Annotated in this window: 8 protein-coding genes; 1 reads left to right on the top strand and 7 read right to left on the bottom strand. The window is 61.8% G+C overall.

Translation table 11 applies throughout. From position 1 onward, the window contains the following. Positions 1 to 14: 14 nt before the first annotated feature. The 7 genes from QWJ34_RS12060 to QWJ34_RS12090 form a co-directional block, all read right to left on the bottom strand. A complete protein-coding gene (locus tag QWJ34_RS12060; protein ID WP_302728021.1) occupies positions 15 to 986 on the bottom strand; it encodes an ACP S-malonyltransferase in 972 nt (323 codons plus the stop codon). Then, positions 986 to 2146, bottom strand: coding sequence for an acyl-CoA dehydrogenase family protein (locus QWJ34_RS12065; protein ID WP_302728022.1), 1161 nt, complete (start codon positions 2144 to 2146; stop codon positions 986 to 988). The genes QWJ34_RS12060 and QWJ34_RS12065 overlap by 1 nt, the downstream gene beginning before the upstream one ends. Continuing rightward, on the bottom strand, positions 2143 to 2397 hold the full coding sequence (locus QWJ34_RS12070) for an acyl carrier protein (RefSeq protein WP_302728024.1): 255 nt from the start codon (positions 2395 to 2397) through the stop codon (positions 2143 to 2145). Before QWJ34_RS12070 ends, QWJ34_RS12065 begins: the two co-directional genes overlap by 4 nt. Next, entirely contained in the window at positions 2378 to 6457 is a 4080-nt protein-coding gene (locus QWJ34_RS12075) for a beta-ketoacyl synthase N-terminal-like domain-containing protein (protein WP_302728026.1), read from the bottom strand. The genes QWJ34_RS12070 and QWJ34_RS12075 overlap by 20 nt, the downstream gene beginning before the upstream one ends. Beyond that, entirely contained in the window at positions 6450 to 23282 is a 16833-nt protein-coding gene (locus tag QWJ34_RS12080; protein ID WP_302728028.1) for a non-ribosomal peptide synthetase/type I polyketide synthase, read from the bottom strand. The genes QWJ34_RS12075 and QWJ34_RS12080 overlap by 8 nt, the downstream gene beginning before the upstream one ends. A gap of 31 nt (positions 23283 to 23313) precedes the next feature. Then, positions 23314 to 23790, bottom strand: coding sequence for a DUF6790 family protein (locus QWJ34_RS12085; protein ID WP_302728029.1), 477 nt, complete (start codon positions 23788 to 23790; stop codon positions 23314 to 23316). Positions 23791 to 24046: 256 nt separating this feature from the next. Continuing rightward, complete coding sequence (locus tag QWJ34_RS12090; RefSeq protein WP_302728031.1) at positions 24047 to 24247, bottom strand: hypothetical protein; 201 nt, start codon at positions 24245 to 24247, stop codon at positions 24047 to 24049. Between the two features lie 28 nt (positions 24248 to 24275). Here QWJ34_RS12090 and QWJ34_RS12095 point away from each other — a divergent pair, with 28 nt between their 5' ends. Beyond that, complete coding sequence (locus QWJ34_RS12095; protein ID WP_302728033.1) at positions 24276 to 24776, top strand: hypothetical protein; 501 nt, start codon at positions 24276 to 24278, stop codon at positions 24774 to 24776. The last annotated feature ends 1 nt before the right edge of the window (position 24777 follow it).

Genomic DNA, 24777 nt, shown 5'->3' on the forward strand with positions numbered 1-24777 from the left:
CCGCATGCTCCTCTCTAAATTCGAACGTTCGCCGGATCCGGGTCCGCCGCGAATCGCGCGATCAATTCGCGGCGTTCTTCCGGTTCGTCGAACGCGTAAGCTCGGCCCAGCGCCGGATTCTCCATGACCAGATTGCGGACGGTCCGGCCGGGTCCGGCATCGACCCATAATCGCACGCCTCGGTCCTTCAGCGCGGCCAGCGCCTGGTTCCACAGCACGGGGCGCACGAGCTGCCCGCTCAGCGCTTTGCGGATCCGATCTTCGCTTTCCAGCAGCCCGCCCGTAACGGTCGACCAGACCGGAAATCTCGGCCGCCGCAGCGGAATCTCCGCCACCAGGCTGTCCAGTTCTTCCTGGACGAACGCCATCAGCATGCTGTGGTAAGGCGCATCGGCTTTCATCGGAATCATGCGAAACGGGATAAGCTCCCCGCCTGCGGCGTCCACCGGGTCTTCCAGCAGCTTCATTCCCGCGGCCGTGCCGGCCACGATAAACTGCCGCGGCGAGTTATAACCGGATACCGCGACATATTCTTGTTCCCTGACCTGCGCGGCGGCCTGCACCAGAACCGCTTGATCCATATCGACCACGATCCCTGCGCGGCCGCGATTCTCCAGCACGGCGCGATGCATCAGTTCTCCGCGGCGCGAAGCGTAGCGGACCGCGTCCGCCAGCGTGATCGCGCCCGCCGCGGCGAGCGCCGTGATCTCGCCCAGGCTGTGGCCGGCGGCGCAATCCGGCGGCGCTCCCGCAAGCCGTTCGTAAGCGCCGGCCAGCGCGTACCCGGCCGCCACGACCGCGGGCTGCGCATAAGCCGAAGAGCTTAGCCGCTCGAACGGCCCGCTGTCGATCAGCTTGAGCAGATCCAATCCGAGCGCTTCGCCCGCTTCGGCGAATACGGCGGCCGCCTGCGGGTCTTCGTCCGCCAGTTGGCGGCACATGCCGATATACTGGCTGCCCTGCCCGGGAAACAGCAGCGCCAGCATCAGGCTTTGCCTCCGCGCTTGTGGTACTTCTTCAATCCGTAATGCGCGATCATTTCCTGCTGCATCTGCGACGAGCCTTCGATGATCTCCAGCACTTTCGCTTCGCGGTAAAGTCTTTCCACCGGATACCGGTCGGTGAAGCCGTTCGCCCCGTGGACCTGGAGCGCGTCGTTTGCGACTTCGACCGCGACTTTCGAAGCGAAGTACTTGGCGATCGTCGTCTCGATGACGGCTTCCGGACTGCGGTTTGCCCGCAGTTCGCCCGCCCGCAGGCACAGCGCCCGCGCCGCGTGGATCTTGGTCGTCGCGTCGCCGATCATGCCGCGAATCAACTGGAATTGATTGAGCCGCTGGCCGAACTGGACCCGTTTGCGCGAATACGCGACCATGGCTTCGAGCGCTTCCTGGGCAATCGCGAGTCCGGCCCAGGCGATGCTGTACCGGCCGTGATCCAGCGCGGAAGTCACGACGTATTCGAATCCGTCGTTCAACCGACCGATCACATGGTCTTTGGGCACGCGAACTTCGGTCAGCTCGATCTCCGCCAGTTCCGTTTCCCGCGCCGCCATCAGCCCTTCGATCCGCCGCGTCTCGACCCCGCCGAAATCGCGCTCGACCCAAAAGGCCGTACTCCGGCCGTTATTCTCGGCCACGATGACGAACACATCGGCAATCGCTCCGAACGTAATCCATTTCTTGCTGCCGTTGAGCACATACGCGTCTGCTTCCTCGCGCCAGTTCGTCCGGATATTTTTGGCGTCCGAGCCGATCTCCGGCTCCGACAAGCCGAAAGCCGAGAGCCATTCGCCGGAAGAAAGCTTCGGCAGCCAGTCCGCTTTTTGCTTGTCCGTACCGAACCGCAGCAGCGTCTCGCCGACCAGCGACGTGTGCACCGTAATCAGGCTGCGCACCGCGGGCGAAGCTTTGCCGAACAATTCCGTGAACCGCCCGTAATCCACGGGGTTCAGCTCCAGTCCGCCGTACTCGCTCGGCCAGGAAGCGGCCAGATACCCGCGCTCCGCCATCGCGCGGATCGTTTCGCGCGGAATACTTTCCCGCTGCTTGAAGTCGTGCAGAAAAGGGCGGATTTCCCGGTCGACGAAGCTTTCCGCTTCCCGCAAAATTTCTTGCGCGCCTTGTACTTCCACCTGTGTGCTCATTCCGGCACCTTCTCCAGCAGGCATTCATGCACGTGGCCCGCGAACTCGGCGATCGTTTTGTATTCGAACAAAGCGACCGGGCTGATCTCCGCTTCAAAGCGTTTGCGAACCCGGTTGATGATCTTGAGCGCCTGCACCGAAGACATGCCGATCTTCAAAAAGTTCAGGTTCTCGTCAATATCGTCCGGCTCTACGCTCAAAGCCGCGCCGATCTCCGACTTCATAAACTGTTCAATGTCCGCTTTGCTCATGTGATCGCTCCTTTTTTTGGGAAATCCAATGGGTATGGCGCTCGAACGGATAGGCGGGCAGATGCACCAGCCGTCCGCTCCCGTCGGGATGCAGAACGTCCCAGCGAGGGTCGCAGCCGCGCACGTACAAGCGGGCGGCGATCTCGCGGATGCCTTCTTCCACCGCCTGTTCGTTCTGGGGCAGCGGCGCGTGCAGAATCTCGGCGCGTCCGCTCTTCGAGCGCGGAATGCCGCCTGCTTCGCCCAGCACCAGGATCAGGTCGGCGCCGGTTTCCTCGTCGGCGGAAGACACCGTTTGCGCTTCCGGGTAAAGGCGCATCAGTCCGTCGACCAGCGCCTGGGTCAGCGGATCGGCCCGGCGCAGCGACTCCACCGCTCCGGCCAGCGCGACGGCGCCGCCGGCGTCAGCGGTCCCGGCTCCGGCCGGCACGGAGCCGGTATCCGGCAGCGCCAGGGCGAGCCGGCGTCTGCGAGCAGGCTCTTTCTCGCCGAACATTAGGCTTTCTTCTTCGATCGAAGCGCCTTCGCCCAGCAGGCAGGCCGCGCGATAGCGTTCGTGCTTGCGCCAGCGGTTGCGCGTCCAGGCGAGGTCGCCCGCGCCAAGTTCCGAATGGGCGCTCACATAATCGTGCGTCCGGTCGATCATGCGCCGCAGCGCGCGGGGCGTCTTGGCCGAGAACGTCAGCAGCTCGGCTTTGCCGCTCCGCCGCGCCTGCGGCTCCGGCCATTCTTCCAGTACGATATGCGCGTTGGTGCCGCCGAGGCCGAATGAGCTGATGCCGGCTTTGCGCGTCCCTCCCGAAGAAGGTTCCCACGCGGCGGCCTCGTTCACGACGTAAAAAGGCGATCGATCGAGCTGCAAAGCGGGATTCGGCGTCTCCATGTTGAGGCTGGGCGCAAGGCGCTTGTGCTTCATGGCGAGCAGAACTTTTGCCAGACCGGCTCCGCCCGAAGCCGCGAACAGATGCCCGATATTCGTCTTGACCGAGCCGATGCCCACCGCTGCGCGTTTATGTACGTCCGCTTCGGCAAACAGCTTGTTCAGCGCGCCCAGCTCGATCGGGTCGCCGATCCGCGTGCCGGAACCGTGCGCTTCGATATAGCCGATCTCGGCGGGATCGACATTCGCGTCCCGGTAAGCTTCCGCCAGCACTTCGTACTGGCCGCGCGGATTGGGCGCCATGATGCCGAGCGAGTATCCGTCGTTGTTGACCGCCGAGCCGCGGATCACGCCGTAAATTTGCTTGCGCGCGGCGACGGCCGAAGCCAGCGGCTCCACGTACACGGCGACCGCGCCTTCGCCGATTACCGATCCGTCGGCATCCCGGTCGAACACTTTCATATGCGCGGTCGACGAACAAATGCCGGCTTTCTTCGACAGCGCATGGACGGACGGCGTGGCGAGAATCGTCGCTCCGCCCACCAAGGCGCCTTCGATCCGCTTCTCCCGGACTGCCGATACGGCATGATGCAGCGCGACCAGGAAAGACGAGCAGGCCGTATCGATCGCCAGCGCGGGTCCGGTGAAATGATACAAATGCGAGATCAGCGCCGCGGAAATATTGGACATATTCCCCACCATCGCGTTCGGCGGCACGTCCGTTCCGCCGGTACGCTCGACATAATCCGCGACGAGGTTGTAATACGTGCTGGGATTCAAGCCCATATACACGCCGATCGGACGCGCTTCTTCGCTGTCGGACAGCATGCCGGCGTCTTCCAGCGCTTCGTGCGACGTTTCGAGCAGCTTGCGCTGCTGAGGATCGGTGAATGCCGCTTCGCTCTCGGTCATATCGAAAAATTCGTGGTCGAATTCGTCGTGCCCCGCAAGCTCGCCCATCCAATCGTTCCACTGCGATCTGCCCGACTGCTTCGCCCGTTTGGCGCTGACGGGTACGATGCTTTCTTTGCGCCCGGTCAGGTTCTCCCAGAACTGCTCCTGCGTGGAAGCGTCCGGCACCCGGAGCGCAAGTCCCGTGATCGCGACCGCGCGGTGGACGTCCAGCCGGTTGCCGTTGTTCCACACCGGCGGCGCTTCCGTCTCCGGCGCGGGCAGGCGGCGCAGGAATTCCGCCATCTCGCCGATCGTGCGGCACGATACGAACAGCTCCGGACCGAGTTCCCGGCCCAGCCGGTCCGACAGCAGCCCGAGCGCGAGGTAAGCCCGGATCGAGCTGCCCCCGAGCGACTGGAACGTCGCTTCCGGCGAAATCCGGCTCTTCGGCGCTTCAAGCGCTTCCGCCCATACCTCCGACAGCATCCGTTCCAATTCCCCGTCGGCTTCGGGCACGGTTTCCGGCTGCGGTTCTGCGGCTTCCAGCCGCTCCCGGATCGCCGCCAGATCGCCGTCGAATTCTCCGGCGTCGTAGGCGTTCTGGAGCAAATAACGCTGGACTTTGCCGCTGGTCGTCTTGGGAACGGACTTGATCGGAAGCACATGCGTAACTTCGATCGCGAGTTCGGCAAGCAGCCGGTCCGCCACTTCTTGCCGGACGCCCATGAATTTGTCGTAATCCGATTTGTATTTGACGAAAACGAGCAGTTCTTCGGTCTGGCAGCTTCCGTTGAAATGGCCGACCACGGCCAGATCCCCGCGCGCAATCGAACCGATGCCGTACAGGGCTTCCTCCAGGTCGTGGGCGAAGTAATTCCGGCCGCGCACGAATACGATGTCTTTGATCCGGCCGCTGACCACGAGCGAACCGCCGGACATAAATCCGAGGTCCCCGGTGCGCAGCCAGCCTTCGTCCGCAAATACGTCCCGCGTCCGGTCGGGAAGGTTGTAGTATCCCGAAGTGAGCGAATCGCCCCTGATCTGGATTTCCCCGATGCTTCGCTCGTCCAGCACGCGGCCGTCTTCGCCTGCGATCCTTATCTGCATGCCCGTCATCGGCTTTCCTTCGTGCACGAACTCGATAGCGTCGGGATCGTTCGCTTCGACCGCGATCGCCAGACGGTCCTGCGCCATCCGCTTCCGGCTGATGCGTTCGACGCGCGGGCCTTCGCCGACTTTCGGCGTGCATACGCCCACCGTCGCTTCGGCCATGCCGTAAGCGGGAAACATCATATTCGGCCGGTACCCGCAAACCGAGAACTTCCGCGCGAACCGGTCGATCACGGAGGTCGAGATCGGCTCCGCGCCGTTCAGCGTAATGCGCAGCGAAGACAGATCGAGCGTCGGCAGCTTGGCGTCCGGCACTTTGCGCACCATCCAGTCGAAACCGAAATTTGTGCAGCAGAACCATTTGCCCCGGTGCTCGCTGATTTTTTTCAAAAACAGGTACGGCGAGCGAATAAACGTATACGGCGACATCTGCATGATGTTGGCCGCGCTGTATATCGGCGTCAGGTGCTGGCCGAACAATCCCATGTCGTGCGTGTGCGGCAGCCAGGTAAACACGTTGTCGCCTTCCTCGGAACCGAGAAACGTTTTGCAGGCGATGCTGTTGGCGACGATATTGCGGTTCGTCAAGCTGACGCCTTTGGGAATGCCCGTGCTGCCCGAAGAAAATTGCAGGAACGCCAGATCCTCGGGCCGCGTCCGGTAAATCTCCGCTTCCCCCGGCTCTCCGGTCCGCAGTTCTTCCGCGGAGATCGGCTCCAGCGAAGCGAACTCCGGCGTATTCTTCAGCGTGTCGTAGCGCTCGCGCGACGCTTCGTCGATCAGTACGCGCGGCCGGCCGAGCACCTGCCAGACCCCGGTAAACTTCAGCAGGCCGGTGGAACCCGGCTCCCATGAAGTCGGCGGACTTAACGGCGCGGCTACGATGCCGCCGAACATGCACGCCCAGAACGTGCGGAAGAACTCGCGCGACTGGTCGATTTCCAAAATGACCACTTCGCCCGCCCGCACGCCGAATTCGTGCAGACGCGCCAGGTAACGCCGGGCGTGCACGACCAGTTCGGGATAAGACTCGAAGTTCTCGTCGCCGGACGACCCGATGTAAGTGATGCCTTTTTCCGGATGGGCCTCCGCGGTATGCAGCAGTATGTCCGCAACGGTCTGAACAGGCTCCGGAATAAGGAGCTTTGGACCGAATTGAATGGATGGGCTAGACATTTTCAGCCTCCAATGCTGTGTAGTCGGTTTCCCGGATATCGATATCGGCGATGTCCGGGAACCTTTCTTGCAGCAGAACGCGCAGACGCTGCGCATTCAGCCCGGTCGAGCAGGACAGCGCTGCGTAAATCCGTTCCTCGTCGTAGTAAACAACAAGTTCCGCTTCCGCCAGACGATCGTCCGAACGGCCGTATGCCCGATGGATCGGCGCCCGGTCGGACGGAACGAAGCCCTGGAAATTCAGCAGCAGCGCCGGGCAGGCCCGTTCCCGCGAAGCATACACATCGCGCAGTATTCCGCACAGCATCGGAAACCGTTCGGCCTGCGCGTCTTCCTGGGCCAGCGACATAAAGTTGATCGAACGGTCCTTCGCCAATCCGATACGCCGCATTGCTTCTTCTTCCGGCAGAGCGCCGGCTTCGAACGCCAGCGGAACCAGATCGAGAAATTCGCCGACGCAATCGTAGAACCGGCGTCCGCCGTATTCGCGTCCGTAATGAACCAGCATCGCCGGCAGCATCGCCGTTTCGGCGTAAGCGGATATCGCCTGCGCGAACCGTTCCATCACTTCCCAGCCGCTTGGCGTACCGCCCGTTCCTTCGACCGGAAGCGTCATGCACAGTTCGCAAGCTTGCCGGTCCGGAACCGAAGCCAGACTTTGCGGGAAGGTTCGGCTGCTTTCCCTCCATGCTTCAAGTCCGTAGCGTTCCACGATATCCGCTTCTTCGATCCCGGAAGGGCCGGCGTGCAGCAGGGACACGTAATCCGAATAGTCGGCTTTCGGCGAAGAAGCGGCGCGCCGCGCAGCTTGCGGACGATGATCCGCAGCTCCCCGGTTCCGCTCTATCAAACCGCGGGCGATAATATCGGCGCTCATGCCGTCAAACGCCAGATGATCGACGCCCCATAGAATGCGGTATTCGCCGTCGCCGACCTGCGCGGCGCAAAGCCGCCAGGAAAGCTCGCCGTCCGGGTAAGGCGCTTCGAATACGGCCTCCCCGATCAGATCAAGCGCGCGGCTTGTTTGGTCCGGCGCGAACCGCCGCAGGTCGATATACGGAATCTGCCGCCGGACAAGGGCGGATACCGCTTCGGCGTCGCAGACCCGCCAGTAAAGCCGCCCGTTCTCCCGCTCCGCGATACTGCGCAGAAGCTGGTGCCCGGCGATCGTCTCCGCCAGCAGGGCCGACAGTTCACGATGATTGCCCTGCCGACTCAGCGTTACCGCAAAGCCGCTCGTTCGGGAAGTTTTGAACGAATGGGCGATCTGAATCGGCGCAAACGGAAAGCGTTCCGGCGAAGGCGCGGAGGACAGCAGGGCCGACAACTGCCGGCTGCTTTCCGGCAAACCGCGGGCAAAGCGTTCGACTTCTTCCCACTCCGCCCGAGGCCCGCGCGCCGCCGTTTCTTCGGTTTCTTCGAGCTTCGGGCCGTTTGCAGCCTGACCCGGCGCAGGTTCGGAAGACTCCGCATCCTTTCGCGGTCTCTCCTCGACAAGCAGCGCCAGCGATTCCGCGGTCGGATAACGGAACAGGTCGTTCACGCCGAGATCCATGCCCGCTTTGCGCAGCTTCTGGATCAAAGCGACGGCTTTGAGCGACTGGCCACCCTGTTCGAAAAAGTCGTCCGTGACGCCGATTCGGCTGTGTCCCAGCAAGGTTCTCATCTCGCTCAGGATCGTATCTTCCGCGCCGGACGCGCCGGCTTCCGCAGAAGCCGGCTCTTCGGCGGCCGCGGGAACGGGCAGCGCCCGGCGGTCGATCTTGCCGTTGCCCGTCAGCGGCAGCGCTTCAAGTTCGATCAGATGCGCCGGAATCATGAATGCCGGCAGCACGGAGCGCAGGCTTCGGGCGATCGCTTCCGGACGAATATCCGCTTCGGCCCGGCCGGTGTAGTAGGCGGCGATACTGCGGCTTCCCGCGGTATCGGCAATCGCGACGACGATCGTGTCGCGAATGCCCTCGATCTCGCGGATCCGCGCTTCAATCTCGCCCAGTTCTACCCGGAAGCCGCGGATCTTGACCTGGAAGTCGCTTCGGTCCCGGAAGACCAGGTTGCCGTCGGGCAGCTGCACCACCCGGTCTCCGGTTCGATACATCGTCCCTCCCGGGTAAAAAGGATCGGGCAGAAAACGCGTACGCGTCAGTTCTTCGCGATTCAGGTATCCCTGAGCCACGCCTTCCCCTCCGATATACAGCTCGCCCTCCGTGCCCGCCGGCACAGGCTGCCGCTGAAGATCGAGCACGTAGAGCCGCGTATTGGACAGCGCCCGGCCGATCGGCACGCTGCCCGAGTAGCCTTCGCGGGCGTCGAGCGGATAATAGGAAGCGATAAAGGTCGTTTCCGTCGGGCCGTACACATGCAGCAGCCGCCCCGGTCCGAGCCGCTCCAAAGCCCGGTTCACATGCGGAATCGAAGCTTGTTCCCCGCCGAACAGCACCTGCCGCACGCCGTCCAGGCATCCGACGTCCCAGTCGACCAGCATATTGAACAGCGCCGTCGTCACGAAAAACACCGTGATTCGCCGCCCGCGGATCAACGCGGTCAATCGTTCGGGATCGGCAATATCTTCCCTGGTCGCCTGGACGAGTGCCGCTCCGTTAAGCAGCGAACCGAAAATATCGAATACCGAACCGTCGAACGCGTAATTCGATAATTGAAGCACCCGGTCTTCGGGAGATATGCGGATATAATTCGTATTCAGCACCGCTTTGAGCACACTGCGATGGCTAACGACAATACCTTTCGGCGCGCCCGTCGACCCCGACGTGTACATCACGTACGCCGGATCTTCCGGGGCCGCCTCCACATGCGCGATGCGCGGATAACGGAATGCGGGATCGTAGCTTTCCCGGACAAAAGCTTCCGGCGATAAGCGCGCAACGCCCGGCGTCAGGTCCGACGCTTTGTCCGTCTCCGTCAGCAGCAGCTCCGCGCCGCTGTCGGCCAGCATCTGCGCGATGCGCTCTTCGGGATATTCCAGGTCGATCGGCACATAAGCGCAGCCGAGCTTCAGCACCGCCAGTATGCCGGCGATTTGCAGCGCTCCGCGCTCCAGCATCAGCGCGACTCTCCGCTTCTCTCCGCCCGTATGCAGCGACAGCCGGGCGGCCAGGCCGTTCGAGAGATTGTCCAGTTCGGCGTAATCCATCTCGCCCGAAGGCCCGCTATAAGCCGGCAGCCCGCTTTGAAGCGCCACGCTTTCCGTGAACACGTCGGGAATCGTCAGCGCGCGCGGATATTCGGCGTAGGTATCGTTCCACTCGTACACGACCTGCCGGCGCTCTTCTTCGCCGATCAGCGCCAGTTCGTTCAGACGCCGAGGACGTTCCGGATCGAAACGGGTGAGCTGGACCAGCATCTGCCGGAGCTGCTCGCCGAATCGTTCGATCGTTTCCGATTCGAACAGCGAAGCTTTGTATTCCAGGCGGGTCCGGTACACGCCGCCGTCTTCTTCGACCGTCCAGTTCAGATCGAACTTGGCGTCCGTAAGCCCGGGCTGCCAGGGCTCGACTTCGAGATCGCCGATCACCGGCAGCGAGGTGCCCATATTAATGTAATTCAGCACCGCTCCGAACAGCGGACTGCCGCCGCTTCCTTCCGTTACGCCGAGCCGTTCGATCAGTTCGTCGTAAGGGAAATCCTGATGCGCGTAGCAGTCGAGCAGCTTGGCGCGGATGCTGTGCAAATACTCGTCGACGCCGGCCTGTTCGTCGATGCTTGAACGAACGGCCAGCATGTTGACGAACATGCCGACGATCGATTCGACTTCCGGAAGGCGGCGGCCCGCGACGCCGGTTCCCACGACCAGATCCGTCTGGCCGGTTCTTTTCCACAACGTCAGCTTCAACGCGGCGAGCATCAGCATGTAAGGCGTGATTGAATGTTCGGCGCAGGCGGCGTTGATCCGTTCGCTGAGCGCTTCGCCCAGATCGAGTTCAAGCTTGGCTCCGCGGGTTCCGGCGTCTTCGCTTCGTACGGAGTCGGCCCCGATATCGGGCGCCGGCCAGCCTTCGGCGAACTCGCTTCGCCAGAATTCCCAATGAGGCGCCATGCTCCCTTCGCGCAGAGTGCGGTTTTGCCAGGCGGCAAACTCTTTGTACTGAAAACGCGAAGGCGGCAGCGTGTCCCCGTTGTACAGCGCGGCAAACTCGTCGAGAAGAACGGCGATGGAACTCTGGTCCGCGACGATATGGTGCATATCGATAAACAGAAGATGGCGAAGTTCGCCAAGCCGTGTGAGCTTGATTCGGATCAGCGGACCGTTCGTCAGATCGAACGGACGGGTGTAGCCGGCCATTTCTTCGGCGATGTGCGCTTCCGTCGATACCAGCCGCTCGATCACGGCGCCTGCCGGGTCTTCGACAATCTGCACCAGCTCGCCGCCTTCGAAGTCGAACCGGGTCCGGAAAGCTTCATGGCGCGACACCAGCTCGTCCATCGCCCGGCGGAATCGCTGCGCGTCCAGGCGCCCGTTCAAGAAATGGTAAGAAGCCAGATTGTACGACAACGAGTCTTCGGACATCGCGCTGACGACATACATGCGCTTCTGCGCGGACGACGTCTCGTAAAAGCCGCTGCGCGGGAGCAGGACAAGCTCCGGCCCGCCGTCGCCGGCCGCGGCTTCGACCTCCTCTCCGCCGCGTTCCCGGATACGGTCTTCGATCCAGTCGCGCATGCGTTCGAATACCGAATGCTCGAACGCCGTGTCCAGCGGCAGCTCCAGACCGAACGACAGCCGGATGCGCGAAGCGAGCGCGATCATCTTCAGCGAGTGACCGCCCAGTTCGAAAAAGTCGTCTTGGGAAACGACTTTTTCGCAGCCGAGCAGCTCGATCCATATCCGTTCGAGCCGTTCGGCGATTCCTTCTTCCGCGGCGCCGGATCCCGCCGCCGGGCGGGAAGATTCCGAAGACGGCGCCTCCGGCTTCTCCGCGTCCGGCAAAGCCCGGGACCAATGGAGCAAAGAAACGTCGTGATCGTGCACGATCGGGTCGAAGCGGTACGTCGGCAGCGCGATCTTGCGAACCGGTTCGCGGCCGTTCAAACTTGACCAGTCGAGATCGGTTCCCCTGCACCAGAGCAGGCCGAGCGCTCCGGCAAAGTGCACATCGTCTTCGCGCGCCTGCCGCCCGGAAGGCAGCAAATGCACCGCCGGATCGGGAAGCTCCCAGGCGTCCGCGAACGCCGCCTCCGTATGCGGATCGGCGAACACCGACACGACAAGCGCGCGGCCGCGCCAGTCCCGGGGCAGATCCTCGATGCCGCACAATTCCAGCGCCGAGGAATCCGTCCGCATCAGCAGCGGCGCGATCAGCCGCGCGGGAATGCTGCGCGGCGCCGCGCTCCGCAGTTCGGCTGTCAGTTCGCCGGGAAGCCGCGTCCACGAACCGGGCGGGCAGGCTTCCAGCACCTGCACGGCATCCCGAAGTTCGAGGCGACCCGAAGCGGCCAGCAGCGCGAGTTCGCCCACGCCCCGGCCGATCCAGGCGTCGGCGCGGACGCCCGGCAGCGCCAGCAGCCTCAGCGAGGCGAACTGGACGGCGAACAGCGCCGGATCGGTCAGGATCGAAGCGCCCGACCGGCTGCGGAACAAGTCCTGGCGTATCGCGTACTGCTGCTCGGGACCGCAAGCTTCGAGCACCCGGTCGAACTCGGAGCGGAACTGCTCCGACAACCGGCTCGGCCGCGGCGGCGCGTACAGCTGCCGAGCCATGCCCCGGCAGCTTGCGTCCGCGCCGGGCGCGAAGAAGACGAGCGGACGCTTGCGGTCCGGAACGCCGTTCTCCGGACCGATCAGGTCATCCGCGGATTCGAGCGCAAGCTCTCCGTCCACGGCCACCCATGCGCGCCGATGGGCAAATTCGCTTCTGCCGGTTTGCAGCGTCCAGGCGGCCTGCGCAAGATCGGTTTCGGCATCTGCCAGCAGACTGCCGATCACCGCTTCGGAAGTCCGGGCCAGCGCCGAAGCGCTTTTGGCCGAGAACGGCAGGATTTGCAGCGGTTCGTACGCGCGGCCGGCCGGGGCGGCGGCCGGCGCCTGTTCCAGAATAAGATGGGCGTTGGTACCGCCAATCCCGAAAGAGCTGACGGCCGCTTGCAGCACACGGCTGTCGGCGGGCAGCCGCCGCGCCTCCGTATTGATGTAGAACGGACTTTGTTCGAAATCGATCATCGGATTCGGACTGCCGTAATGGATCTGCGGCGGCAGCGTCCGGTGGTGCAGGACGAGCACGGTCTTGATAAAGCCCGCCACGCCGGCTGCCGCGTCCAGATGGCCGATATTCGCTTTGACCGAGCCGAGCGCGCAGTACCGCTTCTCGTTCGTGCGCCAGGCCTGCCGCAGCGCTTCGATCTCGATCGGATCGCCCAGCTTCGTTCCGGTCCCGTGCGCTTCCAGATACACCGTCTCTTCGGGACGGGCGCCGGCGTCGGCCAGAGCCGCTTCGATGACCGCCGCCTGTCCGGCGGAACCCGGAGCGGTGTACCCGATTTTGTTCATGCCGTCGTTGTTGACGGCCGAACCTTTGACGACGGCGTAGACGGTGTCGCCGTCCTGCAGCGCTTGTTCCAGCGGCTTCAGGACCACGATTCCGCAGCCGTTGCCGGATACGGTTCCCGTGGCGCCGTCCGAGAACGGGCGGCAGCTTCCGTCGCGGGAATAGATCATTCCTTCGTGCCAGGTATAGCCTTCGCGCTGCGGATAGGACACCGAGACGCCGCCGGCCAGCGCCATGCCGCATTCCCCGCGCCGCAGCGACTGCACGGCCTGGTGGATCGCGACCAGCGAGGTCGAGCAGGCCGTCTGCACGTTCATGCTCGGTCCCGTCAGGTTCAGCTTGTACGAAATGCGCGTGGTCAAATAGTCTTTCTCGTTCAGCGTCATGGCCTCGAACGCGTCGAGCAGGCTGCCGCTTTTGCCCAGGAACCGGGTCATCCACGGAAGCCCGGTGCCGCTGCCCGCAAACAGCCCGATCCCGCCGTCGAATCGGTACGGATCGCAGCCCGCGTGTTCCAGCGCTTGCCAGGCGCATTGATGCAGCATGCGGATCTGCGGATCCATCATATTGGATTCCTGGTACGGATAACCGAAGAACGGAGCATCAAAATATTCGGTCCCTTCCAGCACGCCTTTCGCTTTTACGTAAGCGGGATCCGACAGCTGCGCTTCGTCCGCGCCGCCGCGCCGCAGTTCTTCGTCGGTGAAGCGGGTGATGGATTCCGAACCGGACACGATATTCCGCCAAAATTCGTCGATATCGCCCGCTCCCGGGAATCGTCCCGCCATGCCCACCACCGCGATATCGCCCGAACGGAACTCCTGCCGCCGCGCCGGGCTTCCACCGGGCGTCCGAGGTTCCGAATCGCCCACGCCCGGGCCGGACACGCATGGCTCGGTTACGAGCGGGTCGGTCGTGAACGGCTCGGATGCAGCCGGCTCGGACAGGGATGTGAGTATTTCCTTTTCTTCGCGCCGCGTCCCTTCCGGAATCGGCATCGGGTAAGGCGGCCGCTCCCCGGCCGCCGGTTCCCGCAAATACCGCACAAGCGCGGCGATCGTGGCATGCTCGAACAGCTTGACCATAGGAACCGGACGGCCCAGATATTCATTCAAACGATTGCCGACCATCATCAGCCCGAGCGAGCTTCCCCCGATATCGAAAAAGCGCTCGTGCAGCCCGACTTCGTCTTTATGCAAAATTTCCCGCCATGTCCGCACCAGCATCCGTTCCAGCTCCGCCGGGTCCTGCGTGAACGCGGCGGGCGCCGGACCCGGCTCGGTCCAAGAAACCGGTTCGGTCGGGAGCGCTTCCCCGCGCGGCGCGCCGATCAGCGCGCCGCGGTCGAGTTTGCCGTTCGGCAGGCTCGGCATGCGCTCGACGGCAACCAGCTTCGAAGGCTGCATGTAATGCGGCAGCTTGTCCGCCAGCCAGCTTCTCAGTTCCTGTTCGTACCGCTCGGCGGAACCCGGCTTGAAGCGGCAGAACAAAACGATCCGCCGGCCTTGCGGAGACTCCTCGGTCGCGGCCGCCGCTTCGCCGACGGCGGCGAATTCCAGCGCCGCCTGCTCGATCTCGCGCAGCTCGACGCGGTATCCCCTGACCTTGACCTGATCGTCCAGGCGTCCGAGCAGTTCGATCTCGCCGTCCGCGCGGAGACGGGCGCGGTCTCCGGTGCGATAGGTCCGCATGCCGGCAAAGTCTTCGCAAGGCGCGAACTTGTCCGCCGTTTCCGCGGGCCGGTTCAGGTAACCGAGGGCGACGCCCTCGCCGCCGATGCACAGCTCGCCGTATACGCCGAGCGGCTGGAGTCTTCCTTCCGCGCTGCGGATATGGATCTGCGTTCCCCGGATCGGCCTGCCGATCGTGACCGTATCGGCATTCGTCATCTCCTTGACCGTGGACCAGACCGTCGTTTCCGTCGGACCGTACATATTGTAGATCCTGGCCTGCGACTTCGCTTTGAGTTCACGCGCCAGCGAAGCAGGGAAATTCTCTCCGCCGGTCAAAATGCAGGACAGGCTGCGCAGCGCCGGTTCGAAAGCGGGACTTTCGGCGAAGGCGCGAATCCGGGATACCGTGCTGAGCAGATGGGTCACGCGATGCTCGGCGATCCTCGACGCCGCGAGGAACGGATCGAGCTGTTCTTCTTCGTTCGCCAGATACAGCGAGCGACCCGTGCACAGCGGAGCCAGCGTTTCGAATGCGAAAATATCGAACGAGAGCGTCGTCACGCTGATGATGCGGTCCGTTTCCTGGCGGAACAATCCCCGATGTTCAACGTCGCGGATAAAATTGACCATCGACGATTGGGCGACGACTACGCCTTTGGCTCTGCCGGTGGAGCCGGAAGTGAAGATCACGCACAGCGCTTCCTGCGGCGCGCCGGCTTCCGGATTCGCGGAGCCGCGCGAATCGCGCGCGGAAGAATCGTAGCTCAGCTTCTTGCCGTCGAACGAACCGGCCGCTTCCTTGCTCTTCGAGCCGAGCAGCATGCGTACTTCGCCGTCGGCCACCATCTGGCCGACACGCGCCGGCGGAAAGCCCGGATCGATCGGGATATACGCGGCTCCCGCTTTTAAGACGGCGAGCAGCGAAATGATCAATTCTTCGTTTCTGGCCGGAATCAGCCCGATCCGGTCTCCGGGCCGGACGCCTTCGTCCTTCAGTTTCCAAGCCAGCGTATTCGCGCGCTCGTTCAATTCGCGGTACGTGAACGAACGGCCTCCGCTGACGATAAGCGCCGTGCGGTCCGGATCGCGCCGCGACCAAGTCTCGAACAGTCCGACGACGGTTTCCGTCCGTTCGGAAGTTACGGCGGCCGGCGGCTCTCCGCCGCCCAGCCGGAAGATCTGCGCCCGTTCTTCCGGCGCGACCAGTTCGATCTCGCCCAGCTTTGCGTCCGGGCGGGCCGCAATCTGCTCCGCGGCCCGCCGCAGGTGCCCGGCCATGTGTTCGATCGTATCCCTCTCGTACAGCGCCGAAGAATACTCGATAAATCCTTCGATCGTACCGGCCTGCTTGTCCTCCCGGCAGGTCAGCACCAGGTCGTAGGTCGAAGTGCCGGTATCGAATTCCACCGAGCGGAAGCGAAGCCCTTCGATCTCCAGATCGTGCATCTCCATGTTCTGGTAGTCGAAGCAGACGTCGAACAGCGGCTGCCGGCTGAAATCGCGCTCGCCGCTAAGCTCCGCCACCAGCGCATCGAACGGAAGCTCCTGGTTCTTGAGCGCCTGCAAAGCGCCGATCTTCAATTCGCCCAGGAAATCGGCATAAACTTTGTGCGGAGCCGGAGCATTGCGCATGGCGAGCATATTTACGAACATGCCGGCCGTGTTCTTCCATTCTTCGCGCTGCCGGCCCGCGACCGGCGTTCCGACGATCAAGTCTTCCTGCCCCGAATAGCGGCCGAGCACTATATTCCACAGGCTCAGCATTACCATGTACGGCGTCGCCTGGAACGAAGCGGACAAGCGCATCAGCCCGGAGGTCAGCTCGCGCGGAAACGCGAACCGGACCCGCCCGCCTTCGCGGCCGGCAAAAGGTGGCCGCGGAAAATCGGTCGGCAGCTCCAGTACCGGCGGTTCGCCCGCAAGCGTCCGGCGCCAGAACTCGCGCTCATCCCGCACTTCGTCGGATTGCAGCCAATCGCGCTGCCACACCGCGTAATCTTTATATTGAAGATGGGCGCCGAGCTTCCCGCCGAAATACAGCGTATTGAAATCCCGCGTGATGGTCTCGACCGAGCTTCCGTCGCCTGCGATATGATGCAGATCGAAGAGCAGCAGATGACGGTCGAAGCCGAACTTCACCAGTTCCACGCGCACAAGCGGCGCGCGGGACAAATCGAACGCTCCGATCTTGCTTCGCGCGAAGTCCAGCGCCTGCTCTTCGCTCGCCCCGGCAAGCTCCGTGTATGTAAACGGAGTCGGCACGGCATCGTGCACGATCTGCACAGGCTCGTCGCGCCGGATCTCGAACGACGTCCGCAAAATCTCGTGCTGCGCGATCACGCCTTCCAGCGCCTGCTTGACCCGCTGCGGATCGAGCGGTCCTTCGATTAAAGTCGCCGAAGGCAGGTTGTAAGCCAGGCTGTCCGGTTCGAGCATCGTCTGCATAAACATACGGCTTTGCGCCGAAGATAACGGATAATCTTCGCGTCGCTCCGCCCGGACGACCGTTTGCTCATGTTCCGCGTGCGGAAGCTGCGCGGCCAGATGCGCGCTCAGCGCGGCCGGCGAAGGATACTCGAACAATTCCGCGACTTCCGTCTTGATGCCGGTGCGCTTGCGGATCGCGGCGGCCAGACTGACCGCCTTGAGCGAATCGCCGCCGAGCGCGAAGAAATCGTCGTCCGCGGCCACCGTATCGAATCCGAATACCGACCGGTACGCTTCGCAAACCGCGCCGCCGAGTTCGCCCGAGGCCGGGAACCCGCCTCGGATTTCGTCGGCCCGGAACTCTCCGGCCGGCGCTTCGTCGGACGCCGGTTCGCCCGGCGCGCCGATCGACAGCGGAAACGAACGGTTGTCGAAGACATACGTCGGCAGCGACAGCTTCCGCCGCGAAGCCGTTCCGCGCAGAACGTTCCAGTCGATCTCCGCGCCCGCGGACCACAGTTCGCCGAGCCTGCCTGCGGCATATACTTCATCGTGCTCGCGTTCGTTCGGGTGCCGAAGCAGATTCACGAAGCGGTGCGTATCGCGCTTGGAGCGGTGCTGGCGCGCGAACGTGCTGAGCGTGCGGCCCGCGCCGACTTCGATCAACAGCGCGTCCCCGCCGCGGAGCGCTTCGTCCAGGTTCGCTTCGAACAGCACAGGCCGCAGGATATGTTCCGACCAGTATTTCGCCTGCGTGACTTCGCGCTTCGCGCACCATGTCCCGCTTGTATTCGACATCAGCGGAATCGAAGGCTCGTTCCAGACGAACGCCGAGATCGCCCGCTCGAATTCCGCGGCCGCTTCTTCCATCATCGGCGTATGGAAAGCGTGCGAAGTCTTCAATCGCACCGACGGAATGCCTGCGCTTTCCAGCCTGTGCTCCATCCGCTCGATCGCCGCCGGCTCGCCGCCCAACACGCAGGAACCGCTCGTGTTAATCAGCGACAGCCAGACGCCGTCTTCCAGCAAAGGCTTGGCCTGCTCCGCGTCCGCCGTCACCGCGAGCATGACGCCCGGGCGCTGCTTCTGCATCAGCCTGCCGCGCAGCCGCACGATCTCGACCGCGTCCTTCAACTCCAATACGTTCGCCACCGCCGCGGCCGCAAGCTCGCCGATGCTGTGGCCGAGCATCCCGTCGGGCCGGACGCCCAGGTCGATCAGCGACTGCGCCAGCGCGTAGCCCGTCATGAACAGCGCGAACTGACTGTATTCCGTCCGGTTGATCCGCTGCGGATCTTCCGTGCCGTACAGCACGTCTTCGATCAGACTGCGTTCTTCCGCGTCGAGCGTATCCAACACGCGATCCGCATGCCGGCGGAAGCGTTCGCCCAGGCCCGAGGTCGAAGCCGAACGGTACAAATCCCGGCCCATCCCTTGATACTGGCTGCCCTGTCCCGGAAACATAAAGTAAACCGGGCGCTTCGCCGCCGGTATCCGCTGCGCGGGCAGCTGATCCAGCTTATCGAGCCAGCGCTGCGGATCTTCGCGCCAGTCGGGTCCGAGCGCCAGCGATTTGCGGTATGCGAAATGCCGGCGTCCCGTTTGGAGCGTCCAGGCCGCGTCCGATACGTTCTCGACGCCGCCTGCCAGGACATCCATCACCCGGCCGGAGGTGCGCCGCAGCGCCGATTCCGTTTTGGCGGAGAAGACCAGCAGATTGACCGGTTCCTCGCCGCTGTGTTCCGCTTTGGGTGCTTCTTCCATAATCATATGCGCGTTCGTCCCTCCTACCCCAAACGAGTTGATGCCGGCGCGCAGTACGCCGCGTTCTCCGCGCGCCGTATCCCAGTCCACGCCCTGCGCGCTGACTTTAAACGGCGTGTCGGCAAACCGGATCTTCGGATTGGGGCGATCGTAATGCACGGTCCCCGGAATATAACGGTGCTCCAGGCCGAGCGCGACTTTGAGCATACCGATCACGCCGGCGGCCGTATCGGTATGACCGACATTTCCTTTGACCGAGCCGAGATAGCAGCTTTCGCGTTCGGCTCCTTCGAACGCCTGCGTCAACGATTCGACTTCGATGGGATCGCCGAGCAGCGTCCCGGTTCCGTGCGCTTCCACATAACTGATGCTGCCGGGCTCAATCCGCGCCAGACGGTACGCTTCTTTCACCGCTTCGGTCTGTCCTTCCACGCTTGGCGCCAGGAAGCTGTTTTTGCGATCTCCGTCGTTGTTGACCGCGGAGCCTTTGATGACGCCGTAGATATGGTCGCCGTCGCGAACCGCGTCCTGCAGCCGCTTGAGCACCGCGATTCCCATGCCGTTGGAGAACACCGTGCCGCCCGCTTTCGCATCGAACGGACGACAGTGACCGTCCGGAGCGAACATCAGGCCTTGTTCGTAACGGTATCCGCCTTCGTCGGGAAGCTCGATCGTGATTCCGCCCGCCACCGCCATGTCGCATTCCCCGAGAATCAAGGACTGGCAGGCGAGATGCGGCGTAACAAGAGAAGTCGAGCAGCCGGTCAGCGCGCTGAATACAGGACCTTTGAGATTGAGTTTGTACGCGATGCGAGTCGCGAGGAAATGGTTGGTGCTCAGCGTGAACGCCTGGTATTTGCTGCTGTAATCGGCATCGCCCATCAGCACCGACCGGTACCATTCGAAGTCGTCCGACCCGCCCAGGAACACGCCGGTGCGTCCCGCGTGTTCAGGCGGACAGCCGGCATCCTCCAGCGCTTCCCACACGCCCTGGTACAACAAGCGAAGCTGCGGCGACATCATCTGCACTTCGGCGGGCGTATATTCGAAGAATTCGGGATCGAAGCCGTCGACGCCGCCGAGACGGCCTTTGGCTTTGACGTACTGGGGATCGCGAATCAGCGCTTCGCCGATGCCGAGCGCCCGCAGTTCGTCGTCTTCGTAGAAATGAATGCTTTCTTCGCCCCGGACCAGATTGCTCCAGAAATCCCGCCAATCGCTCGCGCCCGGAACGCGCAGCGACATGCCGACGACCGCTACGTCGCGATCGATCGAAGAAAAAGTCCGCTTCTCCGCATCGTCCGGCCGTTCGGCTTGCGCGGGCCGGTTCGGTTCCAGCGCCGCGGCGAACGAACGGATCGCGGGATGGCTGAAGATCGACGCGATGGAGAAGTCCCGCTTCAACCGCTGCTGGAGCTTGTAATGCGCCTGGATCACCGACAGCGAGGTGGCTCCCCTGTCGAATACCGACTCGTCCATTCCGATGCCGCTCGTTCCCAGCACTTCTTCCCAGACTTCGAGCGCGGTTTGCTCAAGACCGGTAACCGGCCGCGACGATGCGCGCGCGGCGGCGGGCACGCCGTCCGCGATCTCGGCATGCAGCCGGCTGCGGTCGATTTTTCCGCTTGTATTTTTCGGCAAATGCGTTTTATGTACAAAGAACGAAGGCACCATGTAAGCGGGAAGCCGCTCGGACATGTGATGCTTCAACAAGCCCGCGTCGATCTCCCGGTCCGCCAGGTAATAAGCGTAAAGCGAAGAAGCGGCGGCGTCTTTGCGGTCGGGCAGCACGACGGCCTGAACGATGCCCGCGTAGTCGCACAGCGCGTTCTCCACTTCCCCGAGCTCGATGCGCATGCCGCGCAGCTTCACCTGGAAATCGATCCGGTCCAGATACTCGATCGTTCCGTCGGGCCGCCATTTGACGAGATCGCCGGTACGGTACATGCGGCGGAAATGCTCCGCGTCCGTGCCTTCCGCAAAAAACGGATTGGCTGCGAACTTACTTGCCGTCTGTTCGTCCAAATTCAAGTAACCGCGGGCCAACCCCGGGCCGCTCAGGCACAACTCTCCGGGTATGCCGACCGGTTGAAGCCGGTCCCGGCTGTCGACCACATACCATCTGGCTTCGTTGAGCGGCCGTCCGATCGGCACTTTTCCCGTGCCTTCGTACCGGCTCAGCGGATAATGGGACACCCAGATACTGCATTCCGTGGGCCCGTATACATTTTCGAGCCCGGCTTTCAAGCCGGTCGCCCGGTATTTGTGCACCAAATCCGGCGTGACCGCTTCCCCGCCCACGCTGATCCATTTCAACGATTCGAGTTTGCGCCGGATGTCCGGACGTTCCGCATACTCCAGGAACAGCCGGAACATGCTCGGCACGAAATTGATATGCGTCACGCCGCCGCGCCGGATATGCTCGGCCGTCGCTTCGACGTCTTTTTCCTCGTCGGGCGGCAGTATGCTCAGGCTGCCCCGGCCCGTAAACCAGCCGAATAGCTCGGTCGCCGATACGTCAAAGGTATAAGCGGTCTTCAACAGGTAGACATCGCCTTCTTCGACGGGAAAGCGCCGTTCCAGGTCGGCAAGCGTATTGACGACGCCGTGATGTTCGACCATCACGCCTTTGGGTTGGCCCGTGGAACCGGAAGTATACATAATGTAGGCAAGCGAATACGGATCGAAGACTTCGGCGGGATTGAGCCCGTCGCCCTGCCGCGGCTCCGAATCGACGGCGTCCGCCATCAGCATATGTACCGGGAGCGAAGATTCTTCCGGCAGCGAGCGGGAGGTCAGCAGGATCGAAATTTGCGCGTCGTCGACGATATAGGCTTTGCGCGCGGCCGGGTAAGACGGATCGACGGGCACGTAGGCGCAGCCCGCTTTCAATACGGCCAGGATCGCAATAACGAGATCCGCCGAACGGACAAGACGGATGCCGACCGCTTCGTTCTCGCGGGTCTTTCGTTCGAGAATCAGCCGGGCCAGACGATTGGCTCTCGCATTGACTTGACTATAGGTGTAACGGGTCGCGCCTTCCGTTAAAGCCGGCGCATCCGGGAAGCGTTTGGCCTGCGCCTGGAATACTTCGGCAAGATGCCCGGGACGATAGTCGGAAGAGCCGGAAGAATTGAAGCTTTCCAGGAGACGGATGCGTTCTTCTTCCCGCACAAGCTCGGGTTCGTGAATAAGCGCTTCGGGATGGAGGGAAAAATACTCAAGAAGATGGACCAGCCGCCGTCCCATAAACGCGATCGAAGTTTCCGTAAATACGTCTTCTTTGTATTGAAGTTTGATGCGGGTATGCTGAGGCGTCTTGTTGAGGATAGCCATGAGGGTGCCTGGAAAAGTAACCGTTTCGTCTTCGAGCAGGCCGACGGGCTCGTTCCCGTCCGATTCGTAGGCGTCGTAGACGAACGAAATATCGAACAGGGACGGGGAGCCGGGAACCGTCGACAATCCGCTCTCGCGGACGATCCGGTTATTGGGATACCCGATATGCTTGTAGCAGCCGACGAATTCGGTCGAAGCCTGCGCAAGCAGCTCGGCGAACGTAACGTCCGAACGGGCTTGGAACCGGAGCGGCAGCATATGCACGAAGCAGCCGACCGTTTCTTCGAGTTCTATCTTCGGACGATGGGAGAACGGCGAAGTGAAGGCGATGTCTTCGCTGCCGGAATAGGCGCTCATCAATACGCAGAATCCGGCAAGCACGAACAGGAAAGGCGTGACTTCGTATTCCATCGCGGTCCGGCCGATGCGCTCCGTCAGCGCCTCGTCCATTTCGAAACGAAGCTCGCGTCCTCGACCGGAAATAGAACCGGAGAGCGGGAAGTCGTAGGGCAAACCGATAGGTTCGGCGCCCGCAAGCTTGCTTGTCCAGTATCCTTTGTGACGGTCATAGGCTCCGGACGCCAACTTGCCGCTCTCTTGCCGCAAAAAATCCGTAAACCCCGCGTCTTCGACCAGATCGATCGGCTCGCCGCTTTCCAGCAGCCGATAATAACGGAGGAGCTTTGTCTTGAACGAGTCGAGCGAGATTCCATCGCCGATAATATGATGCAGGCTCAGAACCAGCACGGAAGACGCCGGGTCGAGCCGGATCATTTCGACCCGGAACAAGGCTTCGTCCCAGGTCATCGGCCGTATCACGATTTCTTCGAGCAATCGAGCAAGCTCAAGGTCGCGATTCTCCGCAGCGCCGAGGTCATGCAGCCCAAGCGCGCAATCCGTATCCGCCCGCACCTGCAGCAGCGGAATGCCGTCGACAAGCTCGACGCGGCAGCGCAGCGCTTCTTGTTCGTGCACCAGCAGCGTGAGGGCCTGCTCCAGCCGCTCGGCTTCAAGCCCGTCCGCCTGCATGACGGCCGACACCAGATAAGCCGCGGGATCGCCTGTTTGGCAATCGAAGTAAATGCCCTGCTGCGTTTCCGACAGGGCCAGTTGTTTGTGTACCATGCCTTACTCCCCCATTCCGATCATGATCCAGTCAGCCCGCAATCCATATTCCGCCCGCAATAACGGACAGAACCGTAATGAAAGTCTGGTAGATTATATCCATGATGATGTTGGAGACGCTGTCCGCGTCCGCTTTGCCGTTCTTGATCATGACATAAGTATGTGACCATAATCCGCTCAATCCGTATATGTACATCGATACCAGAACGCCGATCCAGAAGTTGCCGTGAAACCAAATCGCCATAATGCCCATGATTCCGAGCCCGACTTGTGAAAACCCGTACTTAAACTGAAACGGCCCGCCGGGCCATCCCAACATCTTGGCGGTTTTGTCCGCCTGCGCGACGTTTACGATAAAACCTATGATTCCCACAAGCCCGAACGTGACCACGAACTGATGCAGCAGCAGTACGCGGCTTATCTCGCTCAACGCTCCGGGAAAGCCCAGTATGTACAGATGCACGATACCGGAGATGATTCCCAATGCCCACAGGGCCAAGAACCACATTCTACACATTCCTCCTATCAAATTTTTCCTAAAAAATGATTTATATCAAGCAAGTTTATATTCCTCATTATAATTCGCTACCAAACTAAGTCAATTCATTTTTTGGTAAAAAAAAGAATTTAAAATTCAAAATGGAACAATTGGAGTTTTTGAGGTTTAACAATTAAAACGGGCAAAACCGATTTTGGGGAATGCGATTTTTGGTTTTGACAAGTTCTTCAAAGCCCGTTTAAGCAGATTATGGACGGGATCGCCTTTATCGCTTTTCCGATAAATCCGGCAGGTATTTCCTATCTTCGGATTTAGCTTCGCACGCTTTCTTAATTCCGTTAAAGCCGTCCGGTATCCTGATTTTACGCCTGTCTATTTCGCATTCTGTCGACTGCGCCAGCTTTCCAAACGTTTCGAATACTTTTCGCGCCGTCAATTTTTCCACTCGCGCCGTCAATTTTTCCACGGTTTTGCCGATCTCCGGCAGGAAGTTTTTGACGGGTTTCGATACGACAGTTTATACCCTGCATTTCTTCCCCTTCCCGAATACAGATATAGCTTGCCCAAAGAAAAACAAAAAAGGACGCGGAATTTCCCGTGCCCTGCTCTTTCCATTTGCCTCCTGCGTTTGCCCGGCCTTACCAGCTAATCCATCCGTAAGTCCGATAATCGTGGGGAACCGGTTTGAAAAAATCTTCCTGTTCCAAACGAATGTTAAAGCGTCTTCGAAACTTGCACTGCGTTATTTGCCGGACTTCTTTGACTTACCCTCTCGTCCAATACCGGACGCCGCGATCGCCGCGATACTCGTTCAACTTTTCATGCCGCGGATCTTTAAACGTCTTCGACGTTTTGTACATCCGCCGCTCGCCGCGTGCTTGCAGTGCCCGTTCTCAGCATTGAAGTTCGGCCTTATCAAGCAAGTTACGCGCAGTCCGCAAATTTTTTTTACCGCCAGCTTTCGGCCCCGTTCTTTTAACCGCGCCTTTCGGTAAC

It is taken from the genome of Saccharibacillus sp. CPCC 101409 (assembly GCF_030518235.1).
Classification (GTDB): domain Bacteria; phylum Bacillota; class Bacilli; order Paenibacillales; family Paenibacillaceae; genus Saccharibacillus.